The organism is Sphingomonas sp. T1 (assembly GCF_902506585.1).
GTDB classification, from domain to species: Bacteria; Pseudomonadota; Alphaproteobacteria; order Sphingomonadales; family Sphingomonadaceae; genus Sphingomonas; species Sphingomonas aerolata.
This window is the reverse complement of sequence record NZ_LR733875.1, coordinates 1,910,829-1,936,307: the sequence shown is the minus strand read 5'-3', so window position 1 is coordinate 1,936,307 and position 25,479 is coordinate 1,910,829. Positions and strand designations below refer to the sequence as shown.

Here is a 25,479-nt window from a genome sequence, read left to right as displayed (position 1 = left end):
TCAGAACAAGGAGTTATGAATGCGCGCCAGTGCCTGTTTGATCGCTCTCCTCCTCGTCACGACCAGCGCGGTCGTCTCCGGCGCCAGCGCGCAGACGCCGGGCACGCCCTATCACCGCGCGCCCGATGCGATCGCACGGGCGCTGGAGACACCCCCGACCCCAGGCGTCTCTGTCAGCCCCGACCACCGGACGCTCGCGATCCTCGGTCGCGAGAATCTTCCGTCGATCGCCAATCTGTCCAAACCGATCCTGCGGCTCGGTGGCTATCGCATCGATCCCGCGACCAACGGCCAGGCCGAGGTCCGCGTGCAGTGGCTGAACGCGCTGCAGTTCAAGGATCTGGCGAGCGGCAAGACCATTAATGTCGCGCTGCCGGCCGGACTACGCTTTGCCGCACCCGACTGGTCGCCCGACGGCAGCCGCCTCGCATTCTACGCGCAGCAGCCCGACGGTCTCTCGCTGTGGATCGCCGAGCGTGACGGCAGTGCGCGCATGGTGGCCAGGGGCCTGAACGGGACGTTCGGCACGCCGTTCACCTGGATGCCCGACAGCACGTCGCTGATCGCCTACACCGTCCCCGCGAACCGCGGCCCCGCCCCCGTCGCCGGCGACACGCCGACGGGGCCCGTCGTCCAGGAAAGCGCGGGCCGATCGTCAGCGGCACGCACCTATGAAGACCTGCTCGGCGATGCGCACGACGAGGCCCTGTTCGATCATTATTTCACGGGCCAGCTCGTCCGGATCGCTCTGTCGGGTACCGCCCGGCCGATCGGGGCACCCGGGCTCATCACCGAGTTCAGCGTCTCGCCCGACGGTCGGTATCTGCTGACCGAACGGCTCAAGCGCCCCTATTCCTATCTGCTGCCCGCGCGCTATTTCCCGACCGAGATCGCCGTCGCGACGATCGATGGCCAGCCGGTACGGACGCTGGTCGATCGCCCGCTCGCCGACGATCTTCCGGTCGACTTCGACGCCGCCGTCAAGGGACCGCGCGAGGCGATGTGGCGATCCGACGCCCCCGCCACGCTCGTCTGGGCCGAGGCGCTCGACGGCGGCAATCCGCGTGCGAAGGTCGCCTTCCACGACGTGGTCAAGATGCAGGCGGCACCGTTCGAAGCGGCGCCGGTCGATCTCGCGATGACCCCGGCGCGCTATGCGACGACCTTCTGGGGCGATGACGGCTTCGCGCTGGTCGTCGATCGCGAATGGCGGTCGCGGACCGAACACCGGCTCGCGGTCGCACCGGCGCGACCGGGCCAGCCGCGCACGCTGCTGACCCGCAATTATCAGGACCAATATGGCGACCCGGGTCGGCCGGTCGTCGAATCGAACGTTGCGGGCAAACCGGTGATGCGCTTCACCCCGGACCATAAGGCCGTCTACGTCACCGGCGACGGTGCGACCAAGGCGGGCGCCTTCCCCTTCCTTGCGACGCTGACGCTTACAGGCGGCGAACAGACGCGGCTATGGTCCGCCAAGCCGCCCTATTACGAAACCGTCGTCGCGATGCTCGACGATACCGGGCAGCGCATCCTCACGCGCCGCGAAAGCGCGAAGCTCGCCCCCAATTACGTCGTGCGCAGCGTCAGGGGCGGCAGCGCCAAGCCGGTCACCGCGTTCGCCGATCCTGCCCCCGTGTTCGCGGGCGTGACGCAGCGCACGATCACCTATCCCCGCGCCGACGGGCTTGCACTGTCGGGGTCGCTCTACCTGCCCGCGGGCTATGATGCGAAGCGCGACGGGCCGCTGCCGACCTTGCTCTGGGCATACCCCGCCGAATTCACCGATGCGAAGGTCGCCGGGCAGACCGTCGATCAGGGCAATCGCTTCGTGCGCCCACGCGGCATCAGCCATCTGTTCCTGCTGACCCAGGGCTATGCGATCCTCGACAATCCGGCGATGCCGATCATCGGCGAAGGCGGCACGGAGGCGAACGACACCTACGTCAAGCAACTCCAGCAAGATGCGCAGGCGGCGGTCGATGCCGTCGTTAAGCTTGGGGTCGCCGACCGGACCCGCATGGCGGTCGGCGGGCACAGCTATGGCGCGTTCATGACCGCCAATCTGCTCGCGCATACCGATCTCTTCCGCGCAGGCATCGCCCGATCGGGCGCGTATAACCGCACGCTGACCCCGTTCGGGTTCCAGGCCGAACAGCGGACCTATTGGCAGGCGACGCCGACCTATACCGAAATGAGCCCGTTCACTTATGCCGACCGGATCAAGGCGCCGATCCTGCTGATCCACGGCGGCGCGGACGACAATAGCGGCACCTTCCCGATCCAGTCCGAACGCATGTACGCTGCGCTCAAGGGCAATGGTGCGACCGTGCGCTACGTCGTCCTGCCCAACGAACCGCACGGCTATCGCGCGCTGGAGTCCACCGAAGAGACGCTGTGGCAGATGACGGACTGGCTGGACCGCTACGTGAAGCCGAAGCCGGCGCCGGAGACGGCGGAGCGCCGGCCATGACCGGGCGGTGCTCCTTTCCGCGGGCTTGCGCGACGGCCGGTCCCGTCGCATCGGCACCCCATGTGTAATCGTGCGCGGTTCGAGGGCGAGCCCGAAACCCTGACCCAAGTCTTTGGCGCGGGCTGGCTGACGCCAAGGCCGATGGATAACCGGTTCAATCCGACCGAGCTCTACCCCAAAAGCCGCGCCTATGTGATCCGCGAACAGGACGGGGCCCGCGGGCTCGATGTGATGCAGTGGGACGTGACCGCCGGGCAGGCGCCATGGCCGATGACCAATGTCCGCAACCTCGCGCTGCCGCAGTGGAAAGCCCTCGCGGCGAACCCCGAAAACCGGTGCCTGATCCCGCTCACCGAATTTTGCGAATGGACGCCCGACCCCGTTGATCGCGGCGACGGGAAAAAGCCCATCAAGGGCGAGATGTGGTTCGACGTCATCGACCAGGACGTGTTTGCGATCGCCGGATTCTGGCGCCAGATCGGCGAGCAGCGCTATTTCGCGATGGTCACCTGCGACGCGAACGACCTGGTCGCGCCGATCCACCCCAAGGCGATGATCACCATCCTGCATCCGGACAGTCACGCGCTCTGGCTCACCGGCCGCTACGACGACGTCGTCGCACTGCAGCGCCCCTATCCGGCCAGCCGGATGACGGTCCGCGGCCCCGTCTTTCCGACCCGCACCGCCGCACCGACGGGCCGCACCCTGCTATAAGTGTCGAACCGCCCGGCGCGGCATCGGGCCGGGCGCCGACGCCAAGCGGCAATCACCCACAACCATGATGAGGCGGGCGGCGTACCGCCCGCCTGATCGATCGTCACTTGGGGGCGGACGGCGCGGCGGGCGCGACCGTGGTGGCGACAGGCGTCGCTGCGATCGGCGCACCCGGCGACGCCACCGTCGCGGCCGGGGATTTCATCGTCTGGCGGATGAACACGGTCTGGTTGATCTGCTCGAACGCCGTCTGATAGACCGACACGTCGTAGATCGGCTCTTCGTCCTGCGCCCCCGAGCCATAGACGGTCGATTTGACTTTCCCCATGACGAAGCTCAGCCGCACATGCGTGGTCGACGGGCTGGTCTGCTCGATAAAGGCCGAGACGATCGGCGTCTTCTTCGATTTACCGAAACCGGTCCACAAGCTGTACGACATCTTGCCCTTGGTCGAGGCGATACCGGTGATCAGCCCGGTGTCCTTGTCGGCGGCCTGGATACGATAGCCCGAATCCTGCAGCACTGACATGACGGCGCCGAACACCTGATCCTTGCTCGCCTCAATGTCCCGACCCTGCAGTTGCTGGAGTTCGAGCGACGACATGACGACCGGCTTTTTTGCAAGGACGACAGACGCGTCGAGGCACGCACCCGCCATGGCGAGCGCTACGATAAGCTTCTTCATTGATATTCCCCCTTAAAACGAACTGCTGCGGCTTTGAAAATCGCTGACCACCTTGTTCGCGTCGAACTTGATCACGAGTGTCATGGCGCGCGACGACTGGCTCGACCGCGACTTCTTGTTGCTGAACCCCAGACCGCCCAGCCCCGCGGCGCCGCCGCCACCACCGCCGCCGAACAGGCCGATCGAAAACCCCGATGTCTTGTCGTAAGACACCGTGGCATGGCGGTCATAGACCCACATTTCCTGTCCGGAACCATCGATAGTGGTAATGTTGGGCCCGCCAAACGCCTCGATGATCTGTGCCTGCGTCGTGGTGCCGACCTTCAGGTTCATCTGCACCATGCCGTGCGTCAGCGTGTTCGGATCATCCTTCGCCGAAGCCCCTGCTGGAACCGTCGCCACAAATGCCGCAGCCAGAATGATTGCTCGAATCATAGATCCCCCCGTAATATCCCGCGCTTATCACTGTTGTTTGTGCGCGAGAAGGAGGTGCCGGAGGCGATAGATCGAAAGCTGATCTATTGTAACGAAGCGAAGTCTGAAGACAGCCAGATCTAGTCGGAGATCGTGCCGTCAGCGAAGGCGCGGCGTCCGCCGCTGACGGCGATCCGGCGTCAGGCGTGCGCCGGCCTGGCGTGAACGATCGCGGTCGCTGCGGACATCAGAATCGCGTCCTCGACGAACCCGGTGCTCGTCTGCCCCCAGCGTTCCATCGCCCATTTGCGGGCGGCGAGGCCACCATAGGATGACAGGATCGCCGCACCGATCCCGAGCGCTGCGCCCGTCAGCTGACGCTTTGGCGGGGCGAGCGCCGCGCCGGCAAAGCCGCCCGTGATCGTGCGCGCGAGCAGACCAAGGAACACCGTACGATCGGGCGCGGTCTTCATCTTGTCGCCGGCCATCTCGGCCGCGGCCATCGCCACGCCCCCGGCGGTGGTCAGCGGCATCGCCATCAGACGCGCTCCAGCGGTGTTCTCAGGGAGCGTGCCGCGCTGGGCGGCGCCGGCCAGTGCAGCAAGCGGCGTCATCGCACGCTGTCCGGCCACCAGGCCTATCAGAAGGGAACGAAGCATAAGGGATCCTGTCGGTTGGAGCGATTGTCTGATCGGCCTTGTCAACGGATGACACCGTCAATGCGCTCCATCGCTGCGCGCCGCTCGATCCTGCACCGACCCGGGCGTCACCCCGATACGTAGAGCGGCGCCCGCAAACGCGCTTGAACGTCCCCGATTTGCGCATATGCCGGAATGCATTGGAGCGAACGATGAATGATCCGGCGAATACCAAAAGCGCGGCGTGGGACGGGACTCTGGTCAAAACCTGGCTCGAGCGACGGCTTGCCGCGGCGAAGCTTGACCAAGCAATGGCGGACCGGCGCGGCTACGAGGCGCAGGACGATTATGACAAGGCGGCTGCCGAGGAATGGGCCTGCCGGGCGCTTCAGGCACCGGACTGCACCGCGGATCAGGCCGGTTTTGCAAAACGGCTCAAGGACTTGATCGCCCAGGAAGACTATACCGCAACCGGCATCTATGACGATATCCGGTTCCAGCGCCATGTCCGCAGCCAGCTGCGCAAGATTGCCAAGATGGCCAAGGCGAATGAAGGGTTCGAAAAGACGCTCCGCTACCAGTAAGGCCGAGCCATGGGTGCCGCGCCACCCCGGCTCGCGGGGTACACCGGCACTAGACCGGCCGCATCCTCACGAGGCCCGTGCCATCCCGCCGCTGCCGACGCGCCGCGCCTCGCGCTGCCCGTGCATCGCCAGGAGGGTGGTCGTCGCATCCCGGTCGACCGCCGGAGAAAACACGAAACCTTGGCCAAGTACGCAGCCGATCGCGCGAAGCTGCGCGATCTGCTGATCCGACTCGATTCCCTCCGCGACGATCCGGATGCCCATCTTCTTGGCGACGCGGATCAACCCTTCGACGATCGTCGCGCTGACACTGTCGGGTTCGAGATGATCGACGAACGTCTTGTCGATCTTGATCACGTCGACGGGCACCGTCAGAAGATGCGTGAGCGACGCGAAACCGGTCCCGAAATCGTCGAGCGCCACCCGGATGCCATGGTCGCGCAGTGCGCGGATCGCCTCCTGGATCGCCTGGTCGCCTCGGCCCATATACACGGTCTCGGTGACCTCCAGGATGACATGCTCTAGCGAGACCTCATGGCGTTCGAACGCCGATGCCAGCACGCGCGCAATCGCCCCGCCGCTCAAATCCTCCGACGAGACGTTGATCCCGACATGCTGGACCGCGAGACCCAGATCGAGCCAGGTCCGGATGTCGGCGGCGACAAGCCCCATCATCCGTTCGGTCAGCGCGGTCGAAACCCGCGCATCGCTGGTGGCTTCGTGGAACGCGGCGGCGGAAATGATCCGGTCGCCGATGCGCATCCGGCACAGCGCTTCCAGGCCGACGATCTCGCGCGTGTCGAGCCGGAAGATCGGCTGGTAATAGGCCTCGATCCGTTCGTCGCAGAGTGCTGCGCTGACATCGCGGATCGCATGCAGACGCCGCGTCATGCTCGAACCCAGCGCGGCCGAATACATCACGAAGCTGCCGCGCGCGGTGTCCTTTGCATGGTACAGCGCGAAATCGGCGTTCTGGCGCACAGGGTCGGTCACGGGATCACCCGCAATATAGACCGCGCCGCCGATGGTCGCGCGCGGCACGACGATCTGTCCGCCGCAATCGGCGGGTCGGCCCAGCGCATCGAGGATCCGCTGCGCGATCGCATCGGGTTCGGCCAGATCGTCCGCCGACTCCAGGATCAGCGCGAATTCGTCGCCGCCGACCCGAAAGGTCCGCCCGGGCTCCCCCGCCGCCGCGATGCGCTGACCGACGATCCGCAGGACAGCATCGCCGGCCGGATGCCCGAACGTGTCGTTGATCACCTTCAGATTGTCGAGATCGAGCACGAACAGCGCCCAGCGCTCGACCGCCCGTTCCCGGATATCGGCCAATGCCGCATTGAAGGCGGCCCGGTTGGGCAGCTCGGTCAGTGTGTCGGTAAAGGCGCGCCGCTCATGTTCGACGACGCGATTATGGCGGTCGATGGCGATCAGGCAGAGATGCAGGCAATGCTCGACGAGCACGCGTTCGAACGCCGTCGGCCCCCGCGCTTCGCGGTAGTAAAAGGCAAAGGTCGCCACGGTGACGCCGTCCGGATTCGATATCGGACTCGACCAGCAGCCGCGCAGACCGAGCGGCGCCACCAGATGCTTGAAATCGGCCCAGCGCGGATCGGTTGCGATATCCGCGACGCTGACGTCGGTGCCAAGATACGCGGCGGTGCCGCACGACCCCGCCAGCGGCCCGATCGCGGCGCCATCGATCGCCTGCGAGTACGACTCCGGAAGACTGGGGCCGGCCAGCGGATGCATCCTGCCCGCGCGGTCGACCGTCAGGACCGAACAGATCACGCCGGGCACCAGCTGCTCGACCTGCTCGCATAACGACCGGCAGGTGACGTCCAGACTCTCGCCGCGTGCAATCCTCTTGAGTATCGCGTTCTGGAGTTGCAGCACCACACGCTGGGTATCATCACCGACTGGATAGGATAGATCGGTCATGGAGAAATCATAAGCCATGGATGCATCTGAGAACAATTTCTATTTACTTTTCATGAACATCCCAAACGGCTATAGTTCAGCCCGATTTGGCATGTATCCATTCGTCAACGGACGCGCACCCAAAACTGTACTGCACGAGCCCTCCGGAGTCCGACCGACACGCACGGACTTCGCCACCGATTGAGGGTCCTTAGCCAAAGAACATATAGCGAACAATAGCTCTTGTCGCGATCCGGTCGCGCGCCTAGGACGCGGCGTGGCTGGCAATCGCCGGCGGCGGAACACACGCGGGCGATGCTGCGCGAGGGGTTGATAATGACGGACGCAGATCGGTGCTATTTCGAACGGCGAGCCGAGCAGGAAATTGCAATGGCCGCCGCCACCGAAGATCCAAGCGCCTGCGCCCGCCATTACGAACTCGCGAACCTGTATCTGTCGCTCATTTCGGAAACGCCCGTCAGCACGGCCGCCTGACGAGGACACCGGTAACTACCGAGTAGCGAAGCCGCGGTGGTAACCGACGCTATGCATTGGCTACATTCTCAAGGACCTTGCTACGCATCGGCACGCAAGCGGTAGCCGACGCCCAGTTCGTTGGCGATCACGCTGCCGACTGGTCCCGGATGCTCCAGCTTCTGCCGCAGGTTGCGGATGACGATGCGGAGATATTCGACGCGCGGATCCTCCTCGCCGCCCCAGGCCGCGGCGAGCACGCGCTGATGCGTCACGACGCGGCCGATGTGCCGGGCAAGCACCGCAAGCACGTCGTGTTCCTTGCGGGTGAGATGCAGTTCCTCCGCGCCCCGGAACACGACCCGGCGATCGAGATCGATGCTGACGTCACCGGTGCGCACGATCTTAGGCGTGGTTTCGGACAGTCCATGATGACGCAGCGCCACCCGCAGGCGGGCGAGCAGTTCCTCGCTGTCGAACGGCTTGGTGATGAAATCATCAGCCCCCAGGTCGAGGGCTGTGACCTTCTCGTCGACCGCATCGCGTGCCGACACGACCAGGATCACCGCATCGCCATGCGTCCGCAGCAGCGGGATCAGGCTTAGCCCATCGCGGTCGGGCAGGCCAAGGTCGAGCAGGATTGCGCTCGGATGCTCGACCGCTGCCTGCTGCAGCGCCTGCCGCCCGTCCTCCGCCTCGACCACGGCATAGCCCGCGCGCGTCAGCGTATTGCGGAGCAGGCGGCGGATGGCGGCTTCGTCGTCCACCACGAGGATCTTTGCAGGCATTCAGGCGATGCTTTCGGGTTTGAGGTCGCGGACGATGAGCGCGCGGGGGAAGATCAGTGCGAAGGCGGCTCCGCTGCCATCGTCGCGGTTCCCGGCCTCGACCGTCATGTCCATCGCCTCGGCGAATGCCTTGACGATCGCGAGGCCGAGCCCCGTTCCACCCACCGCGCGATCGGACCCTTCGAGGCGGCGGAACGTCTCGAACACTTCGGTTTCCTTGCCCGGCGGCAGGCCGGGTCCGTGATCCATGACGGCCAGGCGAAGCTCACCGAACCGGTGCCGCCCCTCGATCACGATCTCGGTTCCGGGATCGCCGTAGCGCCCGGCATTGTCGAGCAGGTTGAGCAGGCAATGGTGGAGCAGCTGCGGGTCGGTGTAGACCAAAGGCAGGTCGGGCGGGACGTCGAGCCGGACCGCATGGCCCTCCAGCGCGCGCCGCGCATCGTGCGCCGCGCCCGTCACCGCATCGCTGAGATCGGTCGGTTCCACGTTGAGCTTCAATGCGCCCGCCTCGACGCGCGCCATGTCGAGCAGATTGGCGACGAAGCGGTTGAGCCGCGCCGCCTCGGCCTTGATCGTCGCGATCAGGTCGGGCGTCGCGCCGTGCTCAAGCTGGTCCGCCGCGGCAATGACCGCGGTCAGCGGCGTACGCAGGTCATGGCTCACCGACGACAGCAGCGCGGCGCGCAGGCGGTCGCGCGTCCGCACGGTCTCGACATCGCGCATCTCGACCTCGAGCCGCAACCGCTCGAGCACCAGCGCGGACTGGTCGAGCAGGCTGCTGAGCAGCGGCAGCTGGTCGGCGCGGACCGGGTCGGCTGCGCTGTCCTTCGCCACGCCGAGCACGCCGAGCACATGGCCCCCGGCCTTCAGCGGCTGAAACAGCCACTCCGATGCCGCGAGCGTGCCCGAGCCCTTCCCCGCCGCCATCCCCGTGTCGAGTACCCAGGTCGCCGCGGCGGTATCCATCGTGCCGAGATGATAGCCGGCATCGCTGGCCGCGAGGATCTCCAGGTTCTTGCCGATCCCGGGCACCAGCAGGACGACCTGTACGTCGAGCAGTCCGCGGACGTCGTCGCAGATCATCTGCGCCGCGACGTCGATGTCGTTGACGCTCGTGATCTGGCGCAGGAAACCGGCAAGCGTCGCGTTGGTCCGCGCACTCGCCGCGGCCAGATCCGCCTGCGCCCGGACGCGCGAGGTCAGTTGGCTCGTCGCAACCGCGATGGCGAGCAGGACGACGACAGAGACCAGATTTTCGGGATTGCTGATGCTCAGCGTACCGACCGGCGGCAGGAAGAAGAAATTGTAGGCAAGGCTGGAGGCGATCCCCGCGTAAAGACCGGTCCGCAGGCCATAGAGGCTGGCGGCGGCCATCACCGGCAACAGGTACAACAGCGCGACGTTGCCGAGATCGAGGATGTGGAACAGGCCGCTGGCAACGCCGGTGACGCTCGCGACGAGTGCGGTCGTGACCACATAGCCGGCGGGCGTACCCCACCGCGCCGGCCGGCGGCGACCACGGTCCCGGCCGCGCGGGTCTGCAGCCACGGGCAGCACATGGACGGTGACGCCCGGGGTATCGCGGATCACCCGGTCGACGACCGAACCGTGCAGAAACTCGAACCACCGCGACCGGTGCGACTTTCCCATAACCAGCTGCGTCGCACGGGCATCGGCGAGAAAGCCCTGAATACCCGCCACCACATCGGTCGCGGGCACCGTCGCGACGGCTGCACCGAGCTGCGTCGCCAGCGTCATCGCCGCGGCAACGCGCTGATGCTCGGCATCGGAGAAATTCGCGACGCGCGGGGTTTCGATGAAGAGCGCGGTCCAGGGGCCCCGAAGCCCGTCGGCGACGCGCTTGGCGGCGCGCACGAGCGTGTCGGCACCGGGCAATTCGTTGATCGCGACGACGATCCGGTCGCTGCCCGCCCAGGTGCCGCCGAGACCCAGTGCGCGAACGTCGTCGAGCATCCGCGCGTCGACCGCCTGTGCTGCGCGCCGCAGCGCGAGTTCGCGCAAAGCGGAAAGGTTGGATTTGGAGAAGAAGTGCGACAGCGCCCGCGTCGCCTCGTGCGGCAGATACACCTTGCCGGCGCGCAGTCGCTCGATCAGCTCGTCGGGCGGGATGTCGACGACCTCGATCTCGGCCATTTCCAGCACGCTGTCGGGCACCGTCTCGCGCACCCGGACGCGGGTGAAGCTGGCGACGATGTCGTTCAGGCTCTCGACGTGCTGGATGTTGACGGTCGAATAGACGTCGATTCCGGCGACCAGCAGTTCCTCGACGTCCTGATAGCGTTTGGGATGGCGACTGCCCGGCGCATTGGTGTGTGCGAGCTCGTCGACGAGGACGAGGCGCGGCGCGCGCGCGAGGATCGCATCCAGATCCATCTCCTGGAGCGTGCGACCTTCATAGGCGACCGCCCGCCTCGGAATGATCTCGTGCCCGCGGGTCAGCGCCTGGGTTTCCGCCCGGCCATGCGTTTCCACCACGCCGACGACGACGTCGACGCCGTCGCGGCGGCGCGCCGCGCCCTCGGACAACATCTCGAACGTCTTGCCGACTCCAGGCGCGGCGCCGAGGAACACCTTGAAACGCCCCCTGCCCTCCTGCGCGGCGGCGCGCAGGAGGGCGTCGGGATCAGGTCTGCCGTCGCCCGATACCGGCATCAGCGCGCGGGCGCGCCCGAGGCCGACAGAGCGTCGAGCGCGCGGTTGAGCGCCAGCACGTTGACGTGCGGCTCCCCGAGGATGGACGCATCCGTTGCATCCGTGACCAAAGCGCGAACCCGCTCGACCGGCACGCCGCGAACGCGCGCGATGCGCGGCGCCTGCGCCAGAGCGGCGGCGGGCGACAGATCGGGATCGAGCCCCGAGCCACTCGCGGTGACCAGATCGGCGGGTACCGGACCGGCCACACCTTCGGCACGGCGTTTTGCGACGTCGGGCTTCACGCGATCGACCAGCGCCTGGCTCGCCGGGCCGAGATTCGACCCCGACGACGCCAGACCGTCATAGCCCTTGCCTGCCGCCGATGGCCGCGTCTGGAAGTAGCGATCGATCGTGAACGCCTGCCCCACCACGGTCGAGCCAATGACGGTCCCGCGCGCATCGCGCATCAGGCTGCCGTTCGCCTGGCTCGGGAAGATCGCCTGGCCGATACCGGTCATGGCGAGCGGGTAGACCAGCCCGAGAAGGACCGCGAACAGGATCGTCATGACGATCGCCGGCCGCAGCGCGGAAGTGAAATCCTTACCCATGTCTGTCTTTCCTTATGCGAGACCGAGGCCACCGACCACAAGGTCGATGAGCTTGATGCCGATGAACGGTGCAACGAGGCCACCCAGACCGTACACCGCGAGGTTGCGTGCAAGCAGCGGCCCGGCTGCCATCGGCTTGTAGGCGACGCCGCGCAGCGCCAGCGGGACGAGGCAGGGGATGATGACCGCGTTGAAGATGATCGCCGACAGGATCGCGCTTTCGGGGCTCCCCAACCGCATCACGTTCAGCACGCCGAGCCCCGGATAGAGCACGACGAACATCGCCGGGATGATCGCGAAATACTTTGCGACGTCGTTGGCGACCGAGAAGGTCGTCAGCGCACCGCGCGTCATCAGCAACTGCTTGCCGAGGCCGACGACCTCGATCAGCTTGGTCGGATCGCTGTCGAGATCGACCATGTTGCCCGCTTCGCGCGCCGCTTGTGTCCCGGTGTTCATCGCGACCCCGACATCGGCCTGCGCGAGCGCGGGCGCGTCGTTGGTGCCGTCGCCGCACATCGCGACCAGCCTGCCGCCGGTCTGTTCCTTGCGGATCAGCTCCAGCTTGTCCTCGGGCGTCGCCTGGGCGAGGAAATCGTCCACCCCGGCCTCTGCGGCGATCGCCGCGGCGGTGAGCGGATTGTCGCCGGTGATCATCACCGTGCGAATGCCCATCGCGCGCAGCTCGCCGAACCGTTCGCGGATGCCGGCCTTGACCACGTCCTTGAGGAAGATCGCGCCGAGCAGGCGCCCGTCCTGCGCCACCGCCAGCGGTGTCCCGCCCGCGCGGGCGATCTCGTCGGTGATCCGGCGCAGTTCGGTCGCCGCGGCGGTTTCGCCCGATCCGGCATTGGCGCGCAGGATCGAATCCACCGCGCCCTTCTGGATCAAGGTGTCGGCCATCTTCACCCCCGAAATGCGGGTCTGCGCGGTGAACGGGATGATCTCGGCCCCGGTAGGGAGCGTGGTAGTCGCGACGTTGAACGTCTGGCGCGCGAGCAGCACGATCGAGCGGCCTTCCGGCGTCTCGTCGGCAAGACTGGCGATCAACGCGGCTTCGGCCAATTGCTGGGCGCTGGTGCCGGAGACCGCGCGGAACTCGCTCGCCTGCCTGTCGCCGATCGTGATCGTGCCGGTCTTGTCGAGCAACAGGACGTCGATGTCGCCTGCCGCCTCGACCGCGCGTCCCGACTTGGCGAGCACGTTGAAGCGCACCAGCCGGTCCATGCCCGCGATCCCGATCGCCGACAGCAACGCCGCGATCGTCGTCGGGATCAGCGTGATCAGCAACGCCGCCAGCATCGCCACCGGGATCGACCCGCCGGCATAGGACGCGAAGCCCGGGACGGTGCCGACCGCGATCAGGAAGATGATCGTCAGCCCGACGAGCAGCAGCGTCAGCGCGATCTCGTTCGGCGTCTTCTGGCGCTCGGCACCCTCGACCAGCGCGATCATCCGGTCGAGAAAGCCCTTGCCGGGCTCGACCGTCACCTTGACGCGGATCTCGTCCGAGATGACGCGCGTCCCCGCGGTCACCGCCGAGCGATCGCCGCCCGCCTCGCGGATCACCGGCGCGCTCTCGCCGGTGATCGCCGCCTCGTTGACCGAGGCCACGCCCGAAACGACATCGCCGTCCGACGGGATCAGGTCGTTGGTCTCGACCAGCACGATGTCGCCGACCTTGAGCTGGCTGGCGGGCACCGCGTCGAACTCGCGCCCGTCGCCTTTCAGCCGCTTTGCGGTCAGTTCCGCCTTGGTCGCGCGCAACGACGCCGCCTGCGCTTTGCCGCGCCCCTCGGCGAGCGCTTCGGCAAACGTGCCGAACAACACGGTCAGCCACAGCCAGATGACGAGCTGGAGCTTGAAGCCAATCGACAGGCTATCTTGCCCGACCACGAGCAGGACGGTCATCAACGCCGCGACCACGGCGGTGACGAACATCACCGGATTGCGGACCAGCTCCCTGGGGTTGAGCTTGAGGAACGAGGCCTTGATCGCGGGGACGACGAGGTCGGCCGTGAACAGGCTTTTTGTCTGGGTCTTTGCCATGGTGGCCCCCGATCAGGACAATGTGCCGCTGATCATCGCGAGATGATCGGCGATGGGACCGAGCGCGAGGCCCGGCAGGAAGGTGAGACCACCCAGGATGAGGATGATGCCGACCAGCAGCCCCACCCACAGCCCGCCCGTGGTCGGGAACGAGCCTGCGCTTTCCGGCGTGTACTTCTTCGCCGCGAGACTCCCCGCGATCGCGAGCATCGGCACGATGATGAAGAACCGGCCCACCCACATCGCGACGCCCAGCAGCCCGTTGTAATAGGGCGTGTTGGCGGTCAGGCCCGCAAAGGCGGAGCCGTTGTTGGCGACCGCGCTGGTGAAGGCGTAGAGGATCTCCGAGAAGCCATGCGGCCCCTTGTTGAGCGGCCCCGCCAACCCCTGTTGCAGCACCGACGACAGCGCGGTCAGACCTAGGATCATCAACGGCAGCACCGCGATCGCCAGCACCGCGAGCTTCACTTCGCGGCTTTCGATCTTCTTGCCGACATATTCGGGCGTACGCCCGACCATCAGCCCCGCGACGAACACCGCGAGGATCGCGAACAGCAGGAAGCCGTAAATCCCTGCGCCGACGCCGCCGATCACGACCTCGCCCAACTGCATGTTGAACAGCGGGATCATCCCGCCGAGCGCGGTGAAGCTGTCGTGCATGCTGTTGACCGCGCCGCACGACGCCGCGGTCGTGACCACCGAGAACAAGGCCGACGCGGCGATCCCGAAGCGGACCTCCTTGCCCTCCATATTGCCGCCCGCGACGCCGAGATGCTGGAGCACCGGGTTGCCCGCGGCTTCCTGCCAATAGGTGACGGTGACGCCGGCGAGGAACAGAATCACCATCGCCGACAGGATCGCCCAGCCCTGCCGCGTGTTGCCGACCGCCTTGCCGAACGTCCAGGTCAGCCCGAAACCGATCAGGAAGATCGACAGCATCTGGACAAGGTTGGTCAGCGCGGTCGGGTTCTCGAACGGATGCGCCGAGTTCGCGTTGAAGAAGCCGCCACCATTGGTGCCGAGCATCTTGATCGCCTCCTGGCTCGCGACCGGGCCGAGCAGCAGCGACTGTTTCGCGCCCTCCAGCGTCTGCACGTCGACGACGCCCGCCATCGTCTGCGGCACGCCGCTGGCGATTAGGAACAGCGCGTAGACGATCGAGATCGGCAGCAGGACGTAGAGCGTGACGCGCGTCATATCCGCCCAGAAATTGCCGATCGCCCTGGACTCCCGCCGCGCGAAGCCGCGGAACAGCGCGAAGGCAAGCGCGATGCCGGTGGCCGCGGACAGGAAGTTGTGGATTGTCAGCCCGAGCATCTGGCTGAGGTTCGACATCGTCGATTCCCCGCCATAGCTCTGCCAGTTGGTGTTGGTGGTGAAGCTGATCGCGGTGTTGAACGCGAGATTCGGCGACAGCCCCGCCAGCCCCTGCGGATTGCCCGGCAGCACGCCCTGCAGGCGCAGCACGGCATAGGTGAACGCCATCAACGCAACGTTGAAGAATAGCATGTGCAGCGCATAGCGCCGCCAACCCTGCTCGGCATTCGGGTCGATGCCGGCGAGCGTGTAGAAGCCGCGTTCGACCGGACCGAGCACGATGTGGAGCGGTGTGCGCCGCCCCTCGTAAAGGGCAAAAAGCCACGCGCCGACCGGTTTGGTCAGCGCGAGCAGGATGGCGACGAAGCCGAGGATCAGGATCCAGCCCTGGAATGTCATGGTGTCCGCCTCCTTCAGAAGCGTTCGGGGCGGATCAGGACCGCCACCAGGTAGATGAGAAGGCCAAGCGCGGTCAGCGCCGCGAGCCAGAGGTCGAGCGTCATGCGTGCGTCCTCATGCGTTGTCGCAGAGCCGGGCATAAGCGAGCGTCGCCGCCACCAGCCCGACCATGACGAGGATCCAGAGCAGGTCGTCCATTACCGTCTCTCCTCAAAAGGCCGCGGTGAGCGACGCGACGATGGTGCCGCCGGCGATATTGCCGCTGCCGTCCTGTCCCTTGCTGAAACTGGGGCGCAGATAGATCGCCTCGGCGCCCGAAATGTCGGTGTCGATGTACGACACGTTGAAGGTGAGGTTGTGCCAGGTCGCATCCGCGCCGAGCGACCAGTCCCAATATTCGCCGGTCGGCGCGACCGCGGTCGCGTTGGGGCCTAGCCCGTCCTGACCCCAGCTGTGCCCGACATGCGCCTTGGCGGTGATCGGCGTGCCCGCCAGCGCGAGCGCGCCGTCGCCCCACAGGTACAGATTGTCGTCCTTGTCGCCCGGACTCGTATAGACGCCCGCTACCGCGTCCGCGCCGGTCGCATACCATTTGCCGATCGCCTGCTGTTTGGGCGCATAGGCGACGCCCGCGGTCAGCGTCGCGGGGCCGGCGGTGCCGGTCAGCTTGGCATAGGGCTCGGCAAAGTCGGTATTATCCGCGCCACCCGGATACATGTACCAGGTCAGCCCGGCGTCGAGCGTCGCGTTATCGGCAAGCTTCGCCTTGTAGCCCCCGATCAGATCGAGCTCCATATTGGCGCCGCCGAACGTCCCCCAGCCGGCAAGGTTCGATCCCCAGACGCCGGCATAGAGACCGCTTGCGTGCGACACCGTGATGCCGCCCTGGACGGCCATTTCCCGGTCGGACTGGGACACGCCGCGAAACCGATAGTCGGAGGCGATCGCCGCCGAACCGCTGACCGTCAGCGTTGCCGGGAGAGCGGTGTCTGCAGCGGCCTCGGCCTTGTCGCCGGGTGTCGATTGCGCCTGCGCGGTGACGGGAAGAGCGAGGATCGCGACGACCATGGCCGCATGACGGAACTTCATTGATGCACCCCTTGAACGGCGCTCGTCACACGACGATGCCTTCAGGGATGTGCGATTAGGCGCATCGATCGTAGCAATTCGAGATCGATTCCGGGGAATGGCATATAGCGCGCATATAGCTGGCGCATTTTTCACGCTGGGGACCGAGATGTCCGGTGATAAACCTGCGCCAAATTGGCGATGGCGTGCGCGGCCTCGCCGCGGGGGCGATGTGGATCGAGGCGCACCGGCAGCTTTGCGAGGCCCGCTTTGCCGCATTGGAGAATGTGATCGGTGACCTGAAGCAGGAGGAAAACGATGAACAGCCAGGGTAGCGATGCGGTCGAGCGCTGCGGCGATCGCGAACTCGTCGTAACGCGGATATTCGATGCACCGCGCAGCACCGTCTATGAGGCGTGGAGCCAGGCCGATCTCTTCCAGCGATGGTGGGTACCGAAGTCCGCCGCGGGCATTTCGCTGGTCTCTTGCGACTTGGACGTCCGCACCGGCGGGACATACCGGCTGGGATTCAGCGCCGGCGGCTCCGATATCATGACCTTCTACGGCCGCTATATCGAGGTGGTACCGAACGACCGCATCGTCTGGACCAATGACGAAGGCGAAGAGGGCGCGATCACGACGGTGACCTTCGAGGACCGCGATGCACAGACGCTGCTGACGTTTCGCGAATTCTATCCGTCCCGGGAAGCGCTCGACGAGGCACTGCAGGGCTCGGCGGCAGGCTTGCCGGAGCAGCTGGAACAACTCGGCGCATTACTCGCCGGCCAGGATCGATAGCGCGGGTCGGGAACCGCTGCTCTGGGAGTATATGCTCGCCGGAGCCATGACGCGTTTGCCAGACCCGCCCAGCTGTCCGCTACGGCATGGATCCCGTGCCTTGGCCAAAGACGAGAAAAGCGCCCCGCATGTCCGTGTGAAAGATCATGGCGGGGCGCTGAGGGTACTCGTCACTGGAGGCGAGAGCCTCGAGTGCTTGATTAGGATCAACTCGTTGATAATGTGTGAAGCATCCCGCCCGCTCCGTGTGACACCGTCGATGTCGCGGGCGGGATGCCGAGCTCTTACCGTCTTGGAGCAGTAAGCTCTGCGACGAGCGTCTCAAATATGGCCGCGGCGGACAAGCCTCATGTCGTCCGCGAATCCCGGATCGAGACAAACAGCGCCCCGTCACGCGCCCTGCCCTCCTTTTCCAACGGCAGCATCGCGATCGGGCGAGCGTCCAACGGCCGTTATCGGGTCGCCGCCGTCGTCTTGTGGCGCTTCTGCCATCACCGGGCACAGGCAAGCGGCGGGCGGCTGTTCATAGGTCGGCAGGCCGCGCGCCTTGCGCAGGCCGATCAGCATATCGACGCTGAGCGGCATTCCGACCTGCCGGCAGATCGCGCTGAGATAGGTCCGGGCATAGGTCGCCCGCGTGTCCGGCGTCCGCGTGATCGCATTGGGTGCCGCGGTGACGACGCGCCAGAACTGGTCGAACGGCGACCGGTCGCCCTCACCCCAGAAATGCAGCAAGGCCAGCGCCAGCCGCAGCCCTGGATTTGGCTTCACCGGGTGCGGACAGCAATCGTCGATTGTCTGGTCGAGCACGCATAGCGCGGTGTAGATCAGCCGCGCACGCGTGGGCGGTTTTGCAGGATCGGACATTGGTCACGCACGGCGCCCGATGCAGCGCCGCGTCATGTGCGCGGGACCCAGATGTCGCGAATCCCGAGCCCGAACTCCCCCGCGCCGAGATACGTGCAGAGCCGCTGGTGATTGTCGCAGGTCAAGGCCGCCGGACGCCCCTCGCTGATGAAGCGCGCCAGATAGCCGGGCGACCGGTCGATCATGCGTGACAAAGCGGAAAGGCTCTCTCCGCGCTCGTCGGCCAGCTGGCGCAGCGCCTGGCGCGGATCTGCCGGCACCAGCGCCAGGCGAAGTCGCGCGCCCATTACTGCACCATCCAGTCCAGTTCGGCATCGTCGATCGCCGCGAACGCATCGCCATCCGCCGACATCTCGCGCAGGCGCTTGCGGACGGCTTCCGGGTCGCCGTCCTTCGGAAACTGACGATCGGCGCGTGCCGCATCCGCGACCGGATCGATCCAGTCGCCGCGATCGCGCTGTTTCAGCAGCCACCTGCCGAATGTCTCGCGCGTCGTTTCAACCCCGTCATCGTCCCTGTCCATCACCTGATCCTCCTGCCGACTCGATGACGGCACTTCTATCTTGTTCCTGTTTCGTTCTCAATGGGCTTCGGTTGTTCATGTGCGATCGGTCAGCTCCGGGCTGGAGGAATCGGCATGCTGACTAAGGGGTTTCCCTTAGGTCCCCTGCAACAGGCCGGAAACCAGTCCACCGGCACAAGCGGCGTTCACTGCCATTTCCGGGACGGCGCTCATGTGGTCGAAGCAAATCAACGCGAACAGCGAATCGGCGATGTTCCCAGCGGCCCCCGATCTGGTGATCGTGTTCGGCCCGACCGACCGCCTTGCCGATCGCACGCTCATCGACCGTCTCGCGCACCGCTACGACACCGCGATGATCGTCGGCTGCAGTTCGGGGACAATGGTCGAAGGTGATCGGCTCGACGACGACGGGGTCGTCATCCTCGGCATGGGATTCGACCGGACCGAGCTGCGGCTCGCGGTCCAGCCGCTGCCGTCGTCAGACCTGTCGTTTTCAGCCGGTGCCGCGCTTGGCAAGGAGCTCGCGGGCGACGGGCTGTCGGGGATATTCGTCCTGTCGAACGGCCTGAACGTCAATGGCAGCGCCCTCGTCGCCGGTCTGCGCACGGTGATTGGCGATCACGTCGCGCTGAGCGGCGGGCTGGCAGGCGATGGCGCGCGGTTTGCGGACACGCGGATCCTGGCACGCGGCGAACACCACGCAGACGTCGTCGCCGCCATCGGCTTCTACGGCGACCATGTCCGGTTCGCGCATGGCAGCGCGGGAGGCTGGCAGCCTTTCGGCCCCGTACGCACGATCAACGATGCGGCGGGATCGACACTGCGCGGACTCGACGGCGAGCCGGCGCTCGCACTGTACGAGCGCTATCTCGGTGAGGAGGCGGTGGATCTGCCCGCATCGGGGCTGCTCTATCCGCTCGAGATCTGGGATCCCGCCCACCCCGATGTTCGCGTCGTCCGCACATTGCTCGCCATCGACCGTGACTCCGGCACGCTGACCTTTGCTGGCGACATGCCGCAGGGGTGGAAGGCGCGGCTGATGCGCGGGATGTTCGACGAACTGATCAACGGCGCCTCGACCGCGGCGCACCACGCGCTCGACCAGACGGCCGCGTGGGGGACTTTACCCTCAGCGTGCCTCGCGATCAGCTGTGTCGGGCGGAGGCTGCTGATGGGCCAGCGCACCGAAGAGGAAATCGCCGCGGTCGCCACCGCGCTCGGCCCGGACATCGCGCTGGCGGGCTTCTATTCCTATGGCGAGATCGCGCCGCAAAATCAGACCGCGGTGCCGTGCCTCCACAATCAGACGATGACGATCACGCTGATCGGGGAATGTGCGTGAAGCCCCCGCCCCCGATCACTATCGAGCCGCCGGTGCTCCACCGGATCGCGGCACGCCAGGCGGAACGCGCGCGACGGCCCGACGGCGGGATCGACACCGATCGCCTGCTCGCGCTGGTGTCGGCGACCTATGCCGAAACCGATGTCGATCGGCGGCGATCGGATCGCGCGAACCGCCTGATGGCGCAGGAACTGGAGGTCGCGTTGGCGGAAAGCGCACTTCAGAACCTGCGGTTCAAGGCCGCGCTCGACAACATGAACCAGGGGCTCGCGCTGTTCGATGCGTCCCGGCGGCTGGTGCTGACCAATCAGCGGTTCCTCGACATATACGGGCTCGACCATGCCGTTCCCGGCCTGACGCTCGACCAGCTGCTGACCAACAGTCCCTGCCTGTCGGTCAGCACGGCCGACGAGCATCGCCGACTGGTCGAGGAATATGACGGCGCGGCCTCCGCCTATGGCGCAAGGATCGAACAGCGCTGGCCGGATGGACGGACCATCACGATCGAGCGCACCCGGCTGGTCGATGGCGGTTTTCTCGACACCGTTGCCGACGTCACCGAAGCGCGCAACGCGTCCGCGCGCCTCGCGCATCTGGCGCGGCACGATGCCCTGACTGATCTTCCCAACCGAACCATGCTGCGCGAACGGCTCGACGAGATGATGCGCAATGCCCGAAGCGGCGATCGCTGCGCGATGCTGTGTCTCGACCTGGACCGGTTCAAGCTCGTCAACGACACGCTCGGCCATCCGGTCGGCGACGCGCTGCTCGTCGCGGTGGCATCGCGTCTCGTCACGCTGGTCCGTCATCATGACGTCGTGACCCGGCTGGGCGGCGACGAATTTTCGGTCCTCGTCCAGCATGTCACGTCGGACCATGCGATCGAGCAACTGTGCCGCCGCATCATCGAGGCACTGACGCAACCCTTTGAGATTGGCGGTCACCATATCCAGATCGGCGCGAGCATCGGCGTCACCATGGTCGAGGTCGACGCGCTCGACCCCAACGTGATGCTCCGCAATGCCGATCTCGCGCTCTACAGCGCCAAGGCGGGCGGGCGCGGCAATTATTGTTTCTACACGCCCGACATGCACGTCTTCGCAACCCGCCGGCGCGAGCTCGAGATCGAACTGCGCCGTGCACTGAAATCGGAAGAGTTCGAGGTTCACTATCAGCCGCAGGTTGCGATCGGCACGCATGCGGTGGTCGGCTTCGAGGCGCTCGCACGCTGGTATCACCCCGAGCGCGGCATCATCCCCCCGAACGAATTCATCAGCGTGTGCGAGGAGATCGGGCTGATCGGCGCGGTCGGCGAATTCGTCCTGACGCGCGCCTGTCGGGATGCGGCATGCTGGCCGGACAGCGTCAAGATCGCGGTCAATCTCTCCGCGCTGCAGTTCAAGTCGGGGACGCTGCCGGCGGTCGTCGCACACGCGCTGCGTGTCAGCGGCCTTGATCCGCGCCGCCTGGAACTGGAGATCACCGAAAGCGCGATGCTCGACGACACGGCAAGCGTCCTCAGGCAGTTGCGTGACATCAAGCAACTGGGCGTGCTCATCTCGCTCGACGATTTCGGCACGGGCTATTCGTCGCTGAGCCATATCCGCAATTTCCCGTTCGACCGGGTCAAGATCGATCAGTCGTTCGTCCGCGATCTCGGCACCAACAGCGACAGCCTGGCGATCGTGCGTGCGGTGACGGGGCTCTGCGGGAGCCTCGGGATCCTGTCGACCGCCGAGGGGGTCGAGACGCTCGATCAGCTGAATATCCTGGTCGCTGAGAAGTGCGACAGCGCGCAGGGCTATTATTTCAGCCGCCCCGTGCCGTTCGTCGAAACGCTTCCCTTCGTCTCCCGCATGCACGCGCTTCACTCACAGGCCGCCTGAGCCGGCTGCGCGGATCGGACGCGGCTGGCCGTTGCTCACGGCAACGCCAGTCCCCGGGGACCCGCAGGAGCCGCGATGAGGATGACCGTCAGCGACGTGAAAACTCGGCGATCAGCCGCAGGCCGACCACGAACGCCGACCGGCGGCCTGCGCCGGCATAGGCGCGGCGAACATATTGCACGTCGGGCTGCACCGCGAGGAAGGGCGCCGCGCGATCCTGATAGGTGATCTCGATCCCCGTCTCGGCGGCGTCGGCGCGATCGCCCGCATCGCGCACCGTCTGACGAAGAGCCTGCGACAAAAGGCCCTGCGCGACGCCGATCGAGAATTGCCCGTCGGGCCGTCCGGGAACGAGGCCGCGTGCGAGCAGCCCGGTCTGAAAGCCGCCGCGAAACGGCGTCGTCTTCCCGTCCGATATGCCCGCGCGCAGGAACAGATCGATGCCCCGGCCGTCGTCACCGACCAGCCGCTGATCGACCAGTACATAGGCACCGATCGCCGTCCGTTTGACCGGATTTCCGTTGCCGTCGCACGCCCGCATGTCGTCCTGCTGCCGTGTGTAGCGCCACGCACCGAACGCCAGCTTGCCGTTGGCGCGTGTCCCGGCCTCCGCGATCAGAAGCGCGCCATCGTGCATTCCGAGGTCGATCCCCGTCGTATCGCCCAACACCCCTGCCCGCGCATTCACGACGGCAGCGTGGAAATAGCCAGATGTGCCGATCGACGTCTTCAGTCGCATCGTCAGCGCGGTCGAGGGGAAGATCGAAGGCCCGTTGGGCCCCGTCGCCGCCAGCTCCGAGCCGATGCCGAACGCCGGCGCGACCAGCATGCCCGCGGAGTCATTCTGGTAGAAGTCGACGTTCAGATCGGACAGCCCGACCAGCAGCGCGGCGCGCCCACCCGCAAGATCCTGTTCGACCCACGCCTCGTACAGCTTCACGCGGCCGTCAGCGACCTCGATATTGTCGACGCCCTGCACCGTCCCCGCCAGCGCATTGATCGATCCCCCCTGATTGCTCAGCACATGGAGATGCGCGCGCGCGCCGCGCCAGCCGGCCAGCCGGTCGAGGTCGCCATCGGCCGTGATCTCGAGATTGTCGAGCACCCGCGCGCCCCGCGCGTCGCCGCCAGCGACGTTGCCCATGAGATCGACGACATAGCGTCCCGTGATCGCGACGGCACGTGGCGGGGGGTCTTGCACGACTTCTGGCGGGCCGGACTGCCCCCAGGCAGGTAACGTCCAGGCCGCGGAGAGTAATAGGGCGGGTCCGACCAGTCGAGGCACCGTCATAATATCCACGCGCCACCTCCGAGCACTGCATTCCCGCCTATTATAGAAATCGAAACGTGTCCCAGTACGGAACAGGCCAGCAAAACATGATGATGACGAAGTCCCGGTCGCGTGATGCGATGTCGCTGACCCGTATGATCCGGATGGCGGGCGTGGTCCTGTTCGGACTGATGCTGCTCTGCGGTGCGACCGGCATCGGCGCGGCGTGGATGCAGAGCGCCGCGCTGCACCGTCTGACCGATGCGACGACGCTGCTTTCCAATCACCAGGGCGCGGACATGATGCACGACGCGATCCGCAGCGACGTGCTCGCGACATTCCAGGCAGCGGAGCCCGGCAGCGCGATCAAGCCGGATGATATCCAGAAGGATTTCCGCGAGCATCTCATCGCCCTGCGCGAGGGGATCGCAGCGGATTCGGCGTACACCGGCGATGCCGAAGTCGCCGCGGTAACGTCCAGGCTGGCGGCGCCGATGGAGGCCTATGTCCGCATCGCGACGCAGGTCATCGATCGCGTCGGCCGCGATCCGGTCGCCGCGCGTGCGATGCTGCCCCGGTTCTTCGATCAGTTCCGCGTGCTCGAAGTGTCGATGGGCGCGGCGTCGGATGCGATCGAGACGAATTCGACACGGTCCGCCGAGAAAGCGGAGCAGCTCGGCACGATCGCGATGATCCTGCTCGCCATCACGCTGACGGTCGGCGTTGCCGGGACGCTCGCCTTCGTGGTGGTCGCGCAGCGCCGGGTCGTCCAGCCGATCGTGGTCCTTGCCGGCACGATGCGCGCGCTCGGCGATGGCAATCTTGCGGCCGAGGTGACGGGCGCGGATCGTGGCGATGAGCTGGGCGACATGGCGAAGGCGATGCTGGCGTTCCGCAACCAACTCCAGGCGGCCGAGGCAGCGAAACAGGCACAGGCCGCGCTGATCGTGGACAGCCTTGGCACCGGCCTCACCGCGCTGGCGCAGGGCGATCTGACTGCCGAGGTGGTCGCGGATCTGCATGCGCCGTTCACCGGGCTCAAGAGCAATTTCAACAGCGCGCTCGCCAGCCTGCGCGGGCTGATCGGATCGGTCGCGCAAGGGGCGATGATGATCCGGACCGGATCACAGGAGATCGCGCAGGCCAGCGAGGATCTCGCCCGGCGCACCGAAAGCAACGCGGCCAGCCTCGAGCAGACCGCCGCCGCGATCGCGCAGATGGATCAGCGCCTCAGGGCTACCGCTGTCGCCGCGGGCCAGACCGTCGAGCGGGCGGACGGCGCGATCACCACCGTGGCGGACGGGCGCAGGATCGCGGACGAGGCGGTCCAGGCGATGACCCGGGTCAGCGAAAGCGCGACCGGGATCGACAGCGTGATCGAAGGGCTCGACAAGATCGCGTTCCAGACGCGCGTCCTGGCGATGAACGCCGCGGTCGAGGCAGGGCGTGCGGGCGAGGCGGGTCGCGGGTTTGCGGTGGTCGCCGACCTCGTCTCCGCCCTGGCGATGCGTGCCGAGGAGGAGGCCGGACGCGCGCGCGACCAGCTGACCGCGACGCAGGCCGATATCGGCACCGCGGTGGAACGCGTGCAGCGGGTCGATGGTGCGCTGTCGGCGATCTCGACGGATGTGCGCGGCGTGCACACGCTGCTCGCCGGGATCGCGGACGACAATCGTGCGCAGTCGAGCGCGATTACCGAGGTCAGCATGGCGGTCGGTGCGATGGACCAGGCAACGCAGCAGAATGCGGCGATGGTCGAACAGACCTCCGCGGCGGCGCGCAACCTGACCGCCGAAGTCGCAGCGCTGTCGGACCAGGCGGCGAAATTCCGCATCGAAGGCGCGCAGCGTGGCGCCGGGGCAATTCGGCAGATGACCGAACAACCGGACCTACAGGGGGACATTCGCCTGCGCTCGTCTCGATCGGCGACCACCAGCCCCCCCGCCCCGGTTGGTATCGACGAGGACGCGGATTACGGGTTCGCCGCCTTTTGACGCGACGCGT

Annotated in this window: 24 protein-coding genes; 9 read left to right on the top strand and 15 right to left on the bottom strand. The window is 66.4% G+C overall.

What is annotated here, in order from left to right; translation table 11 throughout:
- Window positions 1–19 precede the first annotated feature (19 nt).
- Together GV027_RS08720 and GV027_RS08715 are read left to right on the top strand one after the other, a co-directional pair.
- On the top strand, window positions 20–2,473 hold the full coding sequence (locus GV027_RS08720; protein ID WP_159511614.1) for a S9 family peptidase: 2,454 nt from the start codon (window positions 20–22) through the stop codon (window positions 2,471–2,473).
- Window positions 2,474–2,533: 60 nt separating this feature from the next.
- The gene (locus GV027_RS08715; protein ID WP_037531789.1) at window positions 2,534–3,187 is read left to right on the top strand and encodes an SOS response-associated peptidase family protein; all 654 of its coding nucleotides are present in this window, start codon (window positions 2,534–2,536) and stop codon (window positions 3,185–3,187) included.
- 103 nt (window positions 3,188–3,290) lie between these two features.
- Here the strand turns inward: GV027_RS08715 and GV027_RS08710 are convergent, their stop codons facing one another.
- The 3 genes from GV027_RS08710 to GV027_RS08700 all read right to left on the bottom strand — a co-directional run bounded on the left by GV027_RS08710 (window position 3,291) and on the right by GV027_RS08700 (window position 4,945).
- Window positions 3,291–3,872 (bottom strand): hypothetical protein, encoded by a 582-nt coding sequence (locus GV027_RS08710; RefSeq protein ID WP_159511613.1) that lies wholly within the window; start codon window positions 3,870–3,872, stop codon window positions 3,291–3,293.
- Between the two features lie 12 nt (window positions 3,873–3,884).
- Entirely contained in the window at window positions 3,885–4,307 is a 423-nt protein-coding gene (locus GV027_RS08705) for a hypothetical protein (RefSeq protein WP_236559121.1), read from the bottom strand.
- 179 nt (window positions 4,308–4,486) lie between these two features.
- Window positions 4,487–4,945 carry a DUF4126 domain-containing protein gene (locus GV027_RS08700; protein ID WP_159511612.1) on the bottom strand — a complete coding sequence of 153 codons (459 nt, stop codon included), beginning with the start codon at window positions 4,943–4,945 and terminating at the stop codon, window positions 4,487–4,489.
- A gap of 191 nt (window positions 4,946–5,136) precedes the next feature.
- On the opposite strand from GV027_RS08700, the gene GV027_RS08695 reads away from it, so the two are divergent.
- Entirely contained in the window at window positions 5,137–5,508 is a 372-nt protein-coding gene (locus GV027_RS08695) for a hypothetical protein (RefSeq protein ID WP_031440232.1), read from the top strand.
- Between the two features lie 66 nt (window positions 5,509–5,574).
- Here GV027_RS08695 and GV027_RS08690 read toward each other — a convergent pair whose 3' ends face one another.
- On the bottom strand, window positions 5,575–7,449 hold the full coding sequence (locus GV027_RS08690) for a sensor domain-containing phosphodiesterase (protein WP_236559120.1): 1,875 nt from the start codon (window positions 7,447–7,449) through the stop codon (window positions 5,575–5,577).
- Window positions 7,450–7,764: 315 nt separating this feature from the next.
- Here GV027_RS08690 and GV027_RS08685 point away from each other — a divergent pair, with 315 nt between their 5' ends.
- On the top strand, window positions 7,765–7,923 hold the full coding sequence (locus GV027_RS08685; RefSeq protein WP_156363512.1) for a hypothetical protein: 159 nt from the start codon (window positions 7,765–7,767) through the stop codon (window positions 7,921–7,923).
- A gap of 80 nt (window positions 7,924–8,003) precedes the next feature.
- On the opposite strand, the gene GV027_RS08680 is transcribed toward GV027_RS08685, so the two are convergent.
- The 7 genes from GV027_RS08680 to GV027_RS08650 form a co-directional block, all read right to left on the bottom strand.
- Complete coding sequence (locus GV027_RS08680; RefSeq protein WP_159511611.1) at window positions 8,004–8,690, bottom strand: response regulator transcription factor; 687 nt, start codon at window positions 8,688–8,690, stop codon at window positions 8,004–8,006.
- Window positions 8,691–11,366, bottom strand: a complete 2,676-nt coding sequence (locus GV027_RS08675; protein ID WP_159511610.1) for a sensor histidine kinase — start codon at window positions 11,364–11,366, stop codon at window positions 8,691–8,693.
- Window positions 11,366–11,956: a potassium-transporting ATPase subunit KdpC gene (kdpC, locus tag GV027_RS08670; RefSeq protein WP_159511609.1), complete on the bottom strand. Its 591-nt coding sequence runs from the start codon at window positions 11,954–11,956 to the stop codon at window positions 11,366–11,368. The genes GV027_RS08675 and kdpC overlap by 1 nt, the downstream gene beginning before the upstream one ends.
- A gap of 12 nt (window positions 11,957–11,968) precedes the next feature.
- On the bottom strand, window positions 11,969–14,005 hold the full coding sequence (kdpB, locus tag GV027_RS08665; protein WP_159511608.1) for a potassium-transporting ATPase subunit KdpB: 2,037 nt from the start codon (window positions 14,003–14,005) through the stop codon (window positions 11,969–11,971).
- A 12-nt stretch (window positions 14,006–14,017) separates the two neighbouring features.
- On the bottom strand, window positions 14,018–15,721 hold the full coding sequence (gene kdpA / locus GV027_RS08660) for a potassium-transporting ATPase subunit KdpA (RefSeq protein WP_159511607.1): 1,704 nt from the start codon (window positions 15,719–15,721) through the stop codon (window positions 14,018–14,020).
- Window positions 15,722–15,735: 14 nt separating this feature from the next.
- Window positions 15,736–15,825 carry a K(+)-transporting ATPase subunit F gene (gene kdpF, locus GV027_RS08655; protein WP_022685962.1) on the bottom strand — a complete coding sequence of 30 codons (90 nt, stop codon included), beginning with the start codon at window positions 15,823–15,825 and terminating at the stop codon, window positions 15,736–15,738.
- Between the two features lie 106 nt (window positions 15,826–15,931).
- The gene (locus GV027_RS08650; protein ID WP_159511606.1) at window positions 15,932–16,810 is read right to left on the bottom strand and encodes a TorF family putative porin; all 879 of its coding nucleotides are present in this window, start codon (window positions 16,808–16,810) and stop codon (window positions 15,932–15,934) included.
- A 155-nt stretch (window positions 16,811–16,965) separates the two neighbouring features.
- On the opposite strand from GV027_RS08650, the gene GV027_RS08645 reads away from it, so the two are divergent.
- Entirely contained in the window at window positions 16,966–17,124 is a 159-nt protein-coding gene (locus tag GV027_RS08645; protein WP_159511605.1) for a hypothetical protein, read from the top strand.
- Window positions 17,108–17,587 (top strand): SRPBCC domain-containing protein, encoded by a 480-nt coding sequence (locus GV027_RS08640; protein WP_159511604.1) that lies wholly within the window; start codon window positions 17,108–17,110, stop codon window positions 17,585–17,587. The genes GV027_RS08645 and GV027_RS08640 overlap by 17 nt, the downstream gene beginning before the upstream one ends.
- A gap of 390 nt (window positions 17,588–17,977) precedes the next feature.
- On the opposite strand, the gene GV027_RS08635 is transcribed toward GV027_RS08640, so the two are convergent.
- Genes GV027_RS08635 through GV027_RS08625 form a run of 3 tightly spaced genes read right to left on the bottom strand, consistent with a single transcriptional unit; the run spans window position 17,978 to window position 18,977 of the window.
- Complete coding sequence (locus tag GV027_RS08635; RefSeq protein ID WP_159511603.1) at window positions 17,978–18,454, bottom strand: hypothetical protein; 477 nt, start codon at window positions 18,452–18,454, stop codon at window positions 17,978–17,980.
- A 32-nt stretch (window positions 18,455–18,486) separates the two neighbouring features.
- Window positions 18,487–18,741, bottom strand: a complete 255-nt coding sequence (locus GV027_RS08630; protein WP_159511602.1) for a hypothetical protein — start codon at window positions 18,739–18,741, stop codon at window positions 18,487–18,489.
- Window positions 18,741–18,977: a hypothetical protein gene (locus tag GV027_RS08625; RefSeq protein WP_159511601.1), complete on the bottom strand. Its 237-nt coding sequence runs from the start codon at window positions 18,975–18,977 to the stop codon at window positions 18,741–18,743. The genes GV027_RS08630 and GV027_RS08625 overlap by 1 nt, the downstream gene beginning before the upstream one ends.
- A gap of 211 nt (window positions 18,978–19,188) precedes the next feature.
- Between GV027_RS08625 and GV027_RS08620 the strand changes: the two genes are divergently transcribed.
- Together GV027_RS08620 and GV027_RS08615 are read left to right on the top strand one after the other, a co-directional pair.
- Entirely contained in the window at window positions 19,189–20,319 is a 1,131-nt protein-coding gene (locus GV027_RS08620; RefSeq protein ID WP_159511600.1) for an FIST signal transduction protein, read from the top strand.
- Window positions 20,316–22,205 carry a putative bifunctional diguanylate cyclase/phosphodiesterase gene (locus GV027_RS08615; RefSeq protein WP_159511599.1) on the top strand — a complete coding sequence of 630 codons (1,890 nt, stop codon included), beginning with the start codon at window positions 20,316–20,318 and terminating at the stop codon, window positions 22,203–22,205. The genes GV027_RS08620 and GV027_RS08615 overlap by 4 nt, the downstream gene beginning before the upstream one ends.
- Before the next feature lie 88 nt (window positions 22,206–22,293).
- Here the strand turns inward: GV027_RS08615 and GV027_RS08610 are convergent, their stop codons facing one another.
- Complete coding sequence (locus tag GV027_RS08610; RefSeq protein ID WP_236559119.1) at window positions 22,294–23,406, bottom strand: carbohydrate porin; 1,113 nt, start codon at window positions 23,404–23,406, stop codon at window positions 22,294–22,296.
- A gap of 179 nt (window positions 23,407–23,585) precedes the next feature.
- Between GV027_RS08610 and GV027_RS08605 the strand changes: the two genes are divergently transcribed.
- Window positions 23,586–25,469, top strand: coding sequence for a methyl-accepting chemotaxis protein (locus GV027_RS08605; protein ID WP_443029528.1), 1,884 nt, complete (start codon window positions 23,586–23,588; stop codon window positions 25,467–25,469).
- Window positions 25,470–25,479: the final 10 nt, after the last annotated feature.